5 protein-coding genes are annotated in these 12,524 nt (G+C 59.5%); 2 read left to right on the forward strand and 3 right to left on the reverse strand.

The window, feature by feature from the left end; translation table 11 throughout:
* Positions 1 to 139 precede the first annotated feature (139 nt).
* The gene (locus tag AD659_RS02490; RefSeq protein WP_053118050.1) at positions 140 to 7,219 is read left to right on the forward strand and encodes a TcdA/TcdB pore-forming domain-containing protein; all 7,080 of its coding nucleotides are present in this window, start codon (positions 140 to 142) and stop codon (positions 7,217 to 7,219) included.
* Between the two features lie 77 nt (positions 7,220 to 7,296).
* On the opposite strand, the gene AD659_RS02495 is transcribed toward AD659_RS02490, so the two are convergent.
* Positions 7,297 to 7,944 carry a hypothetical protein gene (locus AD659_RS02495; protein ID WP_053118053.1) on the reverse strand — a complete coding sequence of 216 codons (648 nt, stop codon included), beginning with the start codon at positions 7,942 to 7,944 and terminating at the stop codon, positions 7,297 to 7,299.
* A gap of 238 nt (positions 7,945 to 8,182) precedes the next feature.
* Here AD659_RS02495 and AD659_RS02500 point away from each other — a divergent pair, with 238 nt between their 5' ends.
* Positions 8,183 to 9,004 carry a hypothetical protein gene (locus AD659_RS02500; protein WP_053118054.1) on the forward strand — a complete coding sequence of 274 codons (822 nt, stop codon included), beginning with the start codon at positions 8,183 to 8,185 and terminating at the stop codon, positions 9,002 to 9,004.
* Between the two features lie 20 nt (positions 9,005 to 9,024).
* Here AD659_RS02500 and AD659_RS02505 read toward each other — a convergent pair whose 3' ends face one another.
* The gene (locus AD659_RS02505; protein ID WP_053118056.1) at positions 9,025 to 9,621 is read right to left on the reverse strand and encodes a MarC family protein; all 597 of its coding nucleotides are present in this window, start codon (positions 9,619 to 9,621) and stop codon (positions 9,025 to 9,027) included.
* 60 nt (positions 9,622 to 9,681) lie between these two features.
* Positions 9,682 to 12,456 (reverse strand): hybrid sensor histidine kinase/response regulator, encoded by a 2,775-nt coding sequence (locus tag AD659_RS02510; protein ID WP_053118058.1) that lies wholly within the window; start codon positions 12,454 to 12,456, stop codon positions 9,682 to 9,684.
* Positions 12,457 to 12,524 lie beyond the last annotated feature (68 nt).

The raw sequence follows: 12,524 nt of genomic DNA on the forward strand, positions 1-12,524 counted from the left end.
TTTGGGGGAGTGTTTTAACTTCGCTTGAAAAGAAGCCCATGCTCGGGAGTATTTAACAAATATTGATATTCGATGGTCTGCCAGCGATCTGGTCAGGCCGCTCCCGGCTGTTTATCTACAATAAATGGATGTGTTGTTAATGAGTGAAGCCAAGTTTTCATCGACGGATCTTTACGTCGACTTTGTGGGCTTGTTGAAGTTGAAAGATCTTGAACAAGCATTAATTTCATACAAAGGCACCGATCAATATGATGCGGTGCTTCGGTATTACTTCGGTTGTATCGCCTTGCTGGATTCCCCACAAATGCTGGAGCCGCTGGGCTTGCTCAAGCAAGCGTTGGGGGCTTTACAGGGCGCCAGCCGACGACGTCGTACGCCGGAGCTGCCGTCGGGCCCCGAAGGTGCCGGGGCTGCGACCCTGGGGCAGATCCACGACAAAATAGAAAACTTCGAAGCGCGCCTGCACAACAGCTTCGAGCAGTTGCGATTGCCCGCTACCGAGGTGCCGAAGAATCTGCATTTCGTCTGGCTTGGCGGCGGCGTCGGGGCCATTCAACGTGACTACATCAATATCTGGAAACAGGTGATGGGCGCGCAGGGTTATCGCCTCAACCTTTGGCATGACAGCGACGCGTTGCTGGCCTATGAAACCAATCGGATCATCGTCGAGGCCGCGAAGGCCGATGCCATGCTCCATGGCGGGCAGGACAGTGTCGATGGGGTGGCGCTGGGTGACCGTTATGAAGAACGCGCCATCGTTCTTAAACAGCAGATGTATGCGCACATCACGAAGGCCGTGAAAAACGGTGGCAGCGCCGATGAGGCGCGAATCGATTTGCTGGTTCGGGCCTATGGTCAGGATGAGGCTCGATTGATGGCCCTGAGGGACACGAATCGGCTCAGCCTCCAGGCGCTGGCTGGCGATCACCTGGCCCTGCGCGACCTGGCCAACGGTGAAACGCCCCTGCAGTTGAAGGCTATCTACGAGCGCGAGATCAGCCTGCGCGGCAATTTTGCCGCGGCCTCCGATGTGGTGCGCATCGAAGCCTTGTTCGCCGAAGGCGGCAGTTACGCCGATGTCGATAACCTGCCGCCATTGTTGGAAGAACTGGGCGGGGTGGACATCCGGGCATTCAAGACGGATGCGCGCCTGGGTGTGCTGCAGTTGATGCTTGATCGAAACCCTGAGTGGATGCCTGGCCGGCAGGCGTTGCGTGGCCGATACACGGATTATTTTGAGATGATCCCGCCGGAGCATCGCGGGGCGCTTGAGCGTTTCGCTGATAGTCGACCCGGGTTGGATCGCGTTTTCCGCACGCCGATGGAGCGCCTGGCTCGCCCGGACGAACTGCGAGCGGTTGCCGAACAGCATTCGTTGAGTAACGCGTTCCTGATGGCTCACCCTGAGTCCGCGATGCTTCAGGCCGTACTCGAGCGGTTCCGGTTCAATTATGAAATCGTCGACGCCACCGCGCGCCTGGCCGATGAGCAAAACGTTGCCCTGACCGATGCCGAATCCATGATCGAACTTGCGCGGCAGGCCGCTACGAAGGTTTTCGGTGCTTTTCATGAGCTGGCGCCAGAAGTGGAAATGGCCGCGGCTTTTCTGGTGGAGGCTGCCGCTACCTATTACAGCGATGGTATTCGCCCCCAAAGTGAAGGGACGATCTATCTGACCGGCCCCAGTGCCATGCGCGAGGGGATGATGGCTTACCAACGGGCGCATTTCACACCGGGCACCGCGGAAAAGTGGCAAGCGGCGGCTGCCATTCCGCCCTTCGCCACTGTCAACCGGGCCACCGAGGAAGAGCTGGATCACTCCTGGAAAGAGAACGAGAGCGACCTCGGGCAATGGCTCGAGAACGAGAAAAAGCGCTGGCAGGAAGGTCGGTTCAAGGCCCGTTATGCCGGTGAGCTGGCCGAGTTGCTGCAATACCGCACCCTGCGGTTTGACGAAGGCTGGCCGTTGATCGAGGGGCGCCACGTGTTGTCCACCGACCTGTTGCAACATCTGGCCGATGAGTTGGGTGCGCCCTTCATGCAGGCGATGAATCGCGGCCATAACGGTGTGGTGACGTTCGACAGGGCCATCCCCCTGGGCTTTGATGAGCGTCAGTCGATCCGCGCCCAAAGCGCTACGGTGTTGGCGCCTGCATCGTTGAGCGATCCACAGGCGCAACAGTGGTCTCTCGCTGAACTCTTGAATCGACTCGCCGCAGGTCATTTTGATGTCGCTCAGTTGAGCCCCTTGCAGCGTCTGCTGCTGGGCGCCTTGACCGGGGCAAAGGCGCTGGATAACCGCAGTTTCGACGCGGTGCGCCCACAGTTGGATAACCTGATCAACAACTTCAGCAAACCGGGCACCGCCGGCAGCTACGCGACGATCGAGCGCGCGTTGTACCAGCAGCAGGCACCGGCATTTCTGGCCGGGCTTGCCAGCGCAGCCGACTCTCTGCCAGAGCGTGACGAGACCGCGCTGGGATTGAAGAAAATCGCCCTGGAACAGCCGCTGACGCTACGCCAGTGGGGTCAGCAGGTTGCCCGGATCCAGCAGGCCGCGAAACTGGAACACCGGGTCCGGATCATTGAGCGCGTCGGTGTGGTCCTGGACGGTTTTGAAGCCGGCACGATCAAACTCGTACCGCAGGATTTGTTGCTTCAGGGCGAGGGTGACCGGGTCGGCGGACGTTGTTATCCCTTGGCCCTCGCGATGGCGGCGGCCCTGTCGGAGGGCCCGGTCGCGGTCAATACCCTGCGCGAGCGATTCTTCCTTGGGGTCATTGAGCCCGAGGCCAGCGATTCGCTGACCTTCCTGAACGGCGTGGAGTCGTTGCGCGACGTGCAGCTCAGTGAAGTCGGCCGTGCGCTGGCGCGTTCGAACCTGAACGAGGTCGTGGACACTCTGCAAGCCAGGGCAACGACCGCCACGCTGATGCTCAACTCGGACAATCACGCCATGCTGGTGGCCAAGACCTTTGAGGGCGAACGCAGTACTTATCACTTCTACGATCCGAATTTTGGCGTGTTCGAATTCGAGGATTCGACACAGTTCAAACAAGCGCTGGAACAGTTCTTCCTCGAGCAGGACATGGCCCGCTATTACGCAGCCTATGGCGATGCGACACACCCGACCTTCGACCTGGTCGAATTGCAAGGCGCGGGGGTGTTGGAACTGTCCTTGCCTGGTGCAATGAAGATCTCGCAACTGCTGCGGCCCGGCGCCTTGCCTGGACAGTCGAAAGTGCCTGTCAGGCAACGGGTGGCCAGTGCCCGAGGGCAGTCACTCCACAACAATCCTCGACTCGGCAGTTGCCTGCTGGCACTGGACGGTCATTGGTGGGCGCAACAGATCAGTGACGTGACCCTGCATCTCCAGCAGGTGAATCAGCTGGCGTCCCATCTTGTGCCGTTGTTCGACACCCTGGAGATCATGCCGGACGGGGGGTATCGGATGAGCCTGGTGGATCCTGCCAATCCCAGCCAACTGGTGCGGATCACCACGGACGACCATCGACTCTTGCGGATAAAGAACTATCTCTCGGAGCGTTTTTCGGCCTTGGCCAATAGACCCTCGGTTGCGAGCGATCCTACCGAGGTGGGGAGCGTCCATACCCTTAACGCCGGTTTCGCCATACAAGCGCTGATGAACGCATTGAGAGGACGGGAGGGGGGGGATCGACCCCTCACCCTGGCGGTCCGGCTGCATGCCTATGTCAATTACGCACAATTGGTGCATGGCAACGTGGTCGACATTGCCGGGTTGATCGGTCTGGTCCGGCAAGCGCTGGCAGAAGAAAAACTGATTGCCCGTACCGTCGCGCCCGTCGTCAAGGCTTCGGTGGGGACCAGTGTGAGCGAAGCGACCGGGGGATTGCTGCAGTTGGCCAATGTCGGGTTCGACATCTACCAGTTATCGACCGCACAAAATGAAGTTGAACGCGCCCAGTTCGGCACCCAACTGGCGTTCGACTCGGCCAGTCTGGTGTTGTCGGTGGGCGCCTATGCCGCTGGCGCGACCACCGCTGGCGCGCTGCTTGGTGGGGCCGCGGTGATTCTGGGCGGGTTGGCGGTGGGGGTGGCGGCATTGGCCCAGGGGTTCGCCACCATCGCCGAGGAAGCCAGGCAAGTCGGGTTGTTTTTCGATGAGGTGGCCAAGTCTCACCTTCAGCCCTATGGGTTCAACGCCGGCAGCGGTGCATGGCTGCCACGCCCATCGCTGATCGTCCAGACACTGGATCTGAGCCGCGGCGAGCTGGTGCTGGACAGCCCCAAGCTGTATCCGTTGCGCGATCATTTCGGCGTGCCGACGTTCGATGACGATTACCATCGGGCGATTGATATTCGTCGAGAGCTGGACTTGCCGGATCGAGTCGGCATCACGTTCCCCGCTGGCCAGGCCATCGTGCTGCCGTGCACACCGCAAACCTGTTACCGCTATGAGTACAAGGCGCTGCCATTCGCCAGCCTGCACCATGACACGGGGTTCGACACTGCACGGCGTCTGGAGAAAAGGAAAGCGGATGGCGGCTGGCTGTTTCTGTTTTCCTTCTATTCGTTTCCGAGTGACTACATCCTCCATCGCCTGTTTGCCCCGGACTATCGGCCAACGGTGATCAAAGTGTGGCTCGATGACGTTGATCGCTCACTGGTGGTGCCCGTGCTTGCGCAGGCCTGGCACGGAAAAATCACCTATCAGGTTCGGGGCGCTGGCAAACGATGCGCATTGGAGCTCAATCCCGGCGTGAACCTGAGCCTCCAGTCGAGGCGTTCGGAGAAATCGGCTTGGGTGCTGGACGCTCATTGGGTCAACGAAGGCGATATCCGGTTCGAGGATGAGGGGAAACTGTTCGTCGGTGACGTTCAGGTGCGGTTCTTTGGGCCGGGTTCTCATGAAGTGCTGCTCCGGGTCACCGACAATCAAGTGTTCCGGGTTGAGTTGGGTGAGCGCCGGCTGACCCTTGTCGAACAGGATGTGCCTGCGGGCATGGATCGACAGGTGTTGCAGGGACACCTCAGGACCCTGGCTCGACAGCACCGCCTGGTGATGCCGTATACGCCTGTTCACCACTACTTGATTCCGTTCGAGAAACCCGACGAGCCCCGATACACCTCGGCCTGGTACGACGCGAAGGCGGACCGTTTCCTGTACATCCGTAACGACCTGCCGGATGTCGATCAGGCACTGCTGGGCGCAGTGTCCGGCAGCCACGCGTATTTCTACGATCCGCAGAATGTCATTGTCTGGCAGGTCGACGCGGTGACCGGCCTGCTGACCCATCGTTACTGGCTGTGGGCCTCGAAAGATGAGAGTGCCATCAAGCGCGTCGAGGTGGACGCGCAGGGGGTGATTCATGTGGTCCAGGAAATCACGTGTGCTAATCAGACCCGCGATGTTCTGGTCTACGTGATCCATGATGGGCAAGTGCTGCTCAGTTCGGTCACTCGCGACCTGGACCTGGCGATGGAATCGGTCTTGAGTGCCCGCGAGGCCTTGCCTGACTGGTCGAACGTGTTGGGCAGCGGTTATCCCTTTATGGCGTCTGCTGACGAAAGCGACGGGTTTGTCACCGTCAATTGGCAACCGGCGCCGTTTGTTTCGATCTGTTGGCAATCCGAGCCAGGGCTGCGGGACATGGCCTGGATTCGTCGCAGCGATCGCTTGATCGTCCGTCCCTCGCCCAGGCGCAATCATCACCGTGGCTGGCCCGACTCGATCAAGAACATGACCGACCTGACGCTGCTCTCACCGGCGGACGATAGCGATACGTTCGTCATCTACCACAGGCTCACACAAGAACTTTGTCGTAAGCAGCGCACCCTCGTGGCGGGAAAAGGCGAGTGGTCCGTGCAGTGGCGGCGCCTCCGCAACCTGGAAAATGTCATTGCGGTTGATGGCGGCTACCTGGCGCTGACCTCTGATGGCCTGTTTTTCAACCTGACGAGCCAGGGCCGCCTGGTGTTGGGCGGCTTGAACGAGGCATGGTTCAAGGACCGGGTGCATTGGTGGTCTGCCCTGGAGCCTCTGGCCCGGCAATACGCGAGCGAAAGTTTTGCCCTTGTCGGTTTGACGAACTTCAGTGGCGAGGCGAAGTTGTGTGCCTGGTACGTCGGCAACAGGCTCTTGCTGGCGGAGGGAGGGTACGGAAAGGAAGTGCGCCTGCTGGGGGTAACCCCGGAGGGTGAGGCCGCCTGGTTATTCGATGTGTCGAATGGTGAGGTCTATCGCCAGGCGTTTATCGATCCGCAGCAACTGGAGACTGCTTTTGGCCAGGGCTTGCGATTGCTGAAGGATGACGCGTTACCCGTCGCACAGCGTGAGTGGGCGCCCTGGCAGTTTGTCGAGCTGACGGTCGACGGGCCAGGGCTGCTTGGCGTCACCTTCGAAGGCGTGGTGGTCACGCTACGTGATCATGAACCGGCATTGATCACCGGCGTCACGCATGATTGGGTTGTCGCCCAAGGTGACCGGGTGCAGGAGCGGCTTGAGCAACTGGCCGCCCAGTCGTTGTGCAGTGCGCTGCTGTCGGTGGAGGAGCCCGGCAGCCTGAAGTGGTTCGTCACCGAGACCGGGCGTGTGATTCGGGTTCCCAGGACCGCCATTCCGGAATCCTTCGAATTACTGGGAACCCAGCGGCAGACCAACGTATTGCTTCATGAAAACCAGAACGGAAAACTTCTGACCTTTCCGGTGATGGGGCATGTGGGGCCACTTAATTACGTCCAGCGTGAAGGCGAGGTGCTGGCCGTCGAGGGCCACGAAATGAAGATCGATGATCTTCTGCCGCTGATACCGGACGATGTCACGACCCTGGTCCTGCGCATGGGCCAAGGCGCGGTGAGTTACCGGTTGTCAAAGTCTGCCTGGTTGCGGGTCACCTCGGTCATCCTCGACTGCCGGCATTCGTTGAGCGGCGCGGCGATCATTCCCGGCAAGTTGATCTGGGCGCTGGATGACCCTGACCCATTATTGCTGAGCAAGGTCGATGAGCATCTGGTGATCATTGATCCTGACAGCGGACACAGCGTGATCTTTCGTGAAGTGTATTCAACGGACGTCAACTTCCGTGGAGATGCGTTGCTCAGCTTCGGGGGGAATCGACATTATGCCGTCTCGACACTGGTGGAGCGGTTGAGCGCTCTGCCAGACGCCCAGGCCGGTATTACGCTGAAAGCACTGTTGAAGGGATCGACTGTCGAGGAAAGTAATCTGGTGAGTTGATCGTCGGCAACGTGGAGTGAAGGAAGGGTTGGCGGTGATATTCATCGACAACCCTTTTTTGTGTCGCCCTTGATGACTCAGGAGACGATCCCCTTGCGCAAGGCAAATCGTTTCATGAGGTGCTCGTCCAGTTTCTTTTTGATGAGCATTCTTTTGCTGTCCAATTCGCGTCTGTTCAATTTCAGGAACGCTTTACGCTGGACGATGCTGGCGGAGCGCTTTTCCCAGTTCCAGAACAAAAAGCTGCGCCTTCTTATGTCAACGCTCAGTTCGAGCTTATACAGGGCAATATTGAGATTGCCTTGGAGGTCGTATCGAGCGGGAATGATTTGAAATGTCTCGCCTTCCCGAGTTTCTTTATCAAGGGACAGCATGGCCGGGTTGTTGGTCTTCAATGTGTCCAGCGTATCGATCATCGCATTCGCCTGCCGCGAGTCCCGCATGGCCTGGGCGCTCTCCACCAGGAAGTCCGCCACGGAGCCCGAGACGATATGTTGCGTGCGCGTATGGAGGGTATCGCCATACAGCGACCAACCGAGGAAATTCAACGTACGGGCATACTCTTCAAACCAGCCCTTGGGGTCCGCATAGCGATGATGGCCAAGGTCGGCCGAGCGGGTGGCGATGTTATTGCAGTCAGCGATGTCGTTGTGGTCTTGCAAAGACGGTACTTCGATGTAAGAAAGCAGAGTAGGGCCTGTGACCAGTCCGGTTAGTTGATTCATAAAAACACTCTCTGTCAGGGTAGGTAGGCGGTGCTTTATGAATACAACAACGGTCGCGGGCTTCAAGTGTATGGGGGTGATTAATTGAAGTCTGAATGTTTTAGTTGTGGAGATTGTGCTGCGGATTCTGGGTTGGCTACATAAGTTGTATTCAGTTTGGGGTTGTTGGTTTTTGGCTGGGTAATCTAGATTGTTGTCTGTCCGCAGGAGCGGTCATTTATTTAACCAAGGAAGTTATATGGAACAGTTTGAAAGTGAAAACAGCGTGGCACAAAGTGTTGAATTGATCGGCGCGCGTATCAATCGACGTAAGGCATTGGCTTCTGCCCGCCGGCGTGTACGCAGGTCTATCGTGCAGTTGCAGGACAGCCCGACCCAGGCAATGGATGCGCTCATGTTGGGGGATGCGCTCGTAGGCTATGGCAATAACATGTCGCTCAATAATATGGCGATCATGGAAAACCTGATGACCATGGCAATCATGGAGGCCAACTTTGAGGTGCCCGGCGGCAAGAACACCCTCAAGTGGTATGACGCGTTCATCCGCTGCCTGCAAGACCTCGGGTGTTTCGTGGCCGATGACGGTTATTCGCGTTATTCCGAAAGCTCCCTGCGGGTGGATATGGACAACGTCATCAGCGATATCGTCAGAGGGATCGTTGATGGTGCGAAAGCCAGCATCCCGGCGGCTGCCGTGCTCGGGACTATCGCAAGCTCTACGATTGATGGCTTGAAGCAGGACAAGGGAACCCTCGATCTGTTCGACACTCAGGCCAAGTCTGCCGATGGCGCGCGCTTGTCCGTCATCCCGTGCGAGCAGTTGCCCAACGGTATTCTGATCGCGTCCTGCGCCTCGATAAAACAGTCTGGCTCTTCGAATAACGGCGGGGTTCTTTTCGTGAACTGGCAAGCTTCAGCGCGAGAGATCTTGCGCGGTAAGTCGTTCGTGACCTTCAACCCGGCTCGTTATGAAGCGTTCAGGCAAGACATCGAAGAGTACCTGGGCGAGCATCGCAAAGAGGTGCTGAAACAACGATTCAGCCGTCGCAAACGCGCCTGAATGTTCAGTCACCACCATCGCTACGGCACCAGGTAGCCCCGGACCCCGGTAAAAATGATCTGCGCCGCCAGGGCACAGACAAACAGCCCCATCAGGCGGCTGACGATCTGCAAGCCCTGGTCGCCAAGAATCCGCTCGATACGGCTGGACAGGTAAAGCACGACACCGACGGTGAAGCTGGCCAGGGCAATGCTGATGATGGCCATGAGTTTGTCGTCCCAGTGCGGCTGGCTCACGCCCATCACCAGCAGGGCGCCGATGGTGCCGGGGCCAACGGTCAATGGAATGGTCAGTGGGACGATGGTCACGTCCTGCTGGACATTGTCGGTCTGTACGGCCGACTTGCCTTGGGCCATGCCCAGCGCCGAAATGAACAGCACGCTGCCAGCGCCAATACGGAACGCATCCACGGTGATGCCGAACACGCTGAAAATCACTCGCCCGAACAGGTACAGCAATACGCTGGATATCAGCGTTGCGGTCGCGACCTTCCAGGCCAGGCGACGTTGTTCCTTGCGCGAATAACCGCGAGTCAGGCTGATAAAGCAGGACAGTACGAAGAAGGGGCTGTAGAGCACCAACATTTTCAAGTAAACGCTGAACAGCACATGGAGCATGTTCGAGACTCGGGACGAAGGAAAGGACGGAAGTCTATCAGCGTTTTTGCGCCTGTCGGGTCAGGATGTATGCACTGTACGGTTCTGTTGATCGCGCTGGGCCACCCAGTGTTCGATCAACTCGCGCAGCTGCGACAGTTCCACGGGTTTGGCCATGTGCCCGTCCATCCCGGCCTGGCGCGCGCGTTCCTTGTGTTCGGCCAGGATGTGCGCCGTCAGTGCCACCACCGGCGTACGGGTGCGCTGGTTGCCGACTTCCCAGGCACGCAACTGCTGGGTGGCGGAGAAACCGTCGAGAACCGGCATTTCACAGTCCATCAGGACCAGGTCGTAGCGCTGCTCCTTCATGGCCTTGAGGGCCTCTTCGCCGTTGCTGGCGGTATCGGGCTGCAGGTTGAGCTTGCCGAGCATGCCACGGATGACCTTGGTGGAAATGCTGTTGTCCTCGGCTACCAGGATGCGGAAATCGCTCGGTACCTTCACCGGGAGGGGAGGGCCGGCGTTCACCTGCACGTTCGTTGCCTGGCCCCGGTTACGCTGGTTCAGCTCGTCCGCCAGGGTGGTCTTGAGGGTATAGCCGGCCACCGGTTTGGCGAGGATGCGCTTGACCCCGCTGTTGCGCGCCACGATCTTGCTCGGCGCGTTGCTGATACCGGTGAGCATGATCAACAGGATGTCGTGGTTCAGGCTCGGGTCTTCCTTGATCTTGGCCGCCAGTTGCATGCCGGTCATGCCCGGCATGTTCTGGTCCAGCAGCACCACGTCGAAATAATCGCGCAGGTGCGCCTTGGTGCGCAGCAATGCCAGGGCTTCTTTGCCCGATGGCACCGCGCTGACGTTCAGGCCCCAGGCGCTGCACTGCTGCACCAGCACTTTGCGGCAGGTGTCGTTGTCGTCGACGATCAACACCCGTGCCCCTTGCAGCGGGCCATCGAGGTCGGATGTCGGGTGTTCGAGGCGATCCGGGTCCAGCGGCAAGGTCAGCCACAGGGTACTGCCCTGGTTGCTGCCGCTTTTGATACCGAATTCCCCGTGCATCAGGATGATCAGCTGGCGGGCGATCACCAGGCCCAGGTTTCCGCCCAGGCGCGTGGCCGAAAGGAAATTCTTGCTGTGCAACTCGGCGTGCATCAGCGTGTCGCGCTCTTGGGCGTCCATCGGCATTCCGCTGTCCTGCACGGCGATGCGCAGGCGCGGCTGATGGCTGCGCTCGTCGAGGGCGACGACGATCAGTACCTCGCCTTCGTCGGTTTTCTTCAGGGCGTTTTCCAGCAGGCTCAGCAGCGCCTGGCGCAGCCGCGTCGGGTCGCCGCTGATCACGCGCGGTACCTGGGGCTGGATGAAACTGATCAGCTCGACATTCTGCTGTTCGGCCTTGGCGCGGAAGATGCTCAGGCAATCCTCGATCAGTGCATTGAGGTCGAACTGCACGTCGTCCAGTTCGATCTGGCCGGATTCGAGCCGCGAAATGTCGAGGATCTCGTTGATCAGCGTCAGCAGTTCATTGCCGGCGCTGTGGATCGTCTGCACGTAGTCGCGCTGCTTGACCGACAGCGGCGTGCCCAGCAGCAGTTCGGTCATGCCCAGCACGCCGTTCATCGGGGTGCGGATCTCGTGGCTGATCTTGGCCAGGAACTCGGCCTTGGCATTGATCTCGGCATTGCTCGCCGCCAGGTCGCGGCTGAGGCTGAAGCGGCTTTCGTTGATCGAGCGCTGGCGCTCGCCGAGGGCGACACTCATCAACAGGCCGCTGATGCAGATGAAGATCAGCAGCGTGATGATCAAGCCCTGGGGGGGAACTTCCGTGAGCCCTTGCAGTGCCGGAAGGATGATCAACGTGCCCAGGTTGAAGATCACCATGGCCGCGACGAACAACCGGGCCGGGCGGTAGCCCTTTTGCCAGTGCCAGGCGCTGACGAACAGCATGCTCAGGCCGGCCAGGGCCACCAGGGCGTAGGTCATGATATTGAGCGGCAGCGTATTGACGAACAACAGCAGCAGGCTGCACAGCATGACGAACACAATGTCCCCCAGCAGCAACCGGTTCAACGGGTGTGGCCCCAGTGGCGCGAAGAAGCGGTAGGCGAACATCAGGCCGCAGGGCGCCGTCAGCAGCAAGGCCAGGTAGGCCCCGGGCGTTTGTACCGCCGGCCAGTCGGGCAGCCAGGGCCCGGCCAGGTTCAGCAACAGCGCCAGGCTGAGCATCAACAGCCCTTCACAGGCGGCCAGCCACAGGCAACTGCGGGAACGGGTATAGGCGTAGCGGGTGAGGTTGTGCAGGATCAGCATGGCGATGCAGCCGAACAACAACCCGTAGATCAGCGTCTGGTTCTGATCGGCTGCCGCTGTGACGGCCGATTGCAACGTGACGTAGGGGCGCAGTTCATGGCGCGAGGCCAATCGCAGGTAGACGTCGAGTGACTTATCGCTGCGCGGCAGGGGCAGCATGAAGTCGCTGCTGGGCACTGCCGGTTCGGTATGCGGCGTGGCATTGCCACTGACCTGTTGCTCGACCAGGGCGTCGCCGTCCAGCACGTAGAGGTTCAGGCGTGACAGATCGGGTGCGAAGATGCGCAGGATTTGTTCGTGCCTGTCCGGGGCCAGGCGGAAACGCAGCCACAATGCACCACCGGGCTCGGCGGCCTTGAGGCGGTCGAGGTCGATGGGGCTGAATTGATTGGTGTAGCGGGCAGAACGGATGTCGCTCAGCGTCAGGTCGCCCTGTTCGTCGAGCAATACCGCCCAGCCACTGCCTGGCGCGGCCTGGGCCGGGAGCATGCAGAGCAGCGTCAGCAGGGTGACGGTAAAGCCTATGGCAATCCTGAGCCAGCGCACGGCGAAATCCCTTCGTAGGTTGATGCCAGATTATAACTATGCGCGGCGCCGGAACAGTCAGGCAAGGG

Source organism: Pseudomonas thivervalensis (assembly GCF_001269655.1).
GTDB lineage: Bacteria > Pseudomonadota > Gammaproteobacteria > Pseudomonadales > Pseudomonadaceae > Aquipseudomonas > Aquipseudomonas thivervalensis.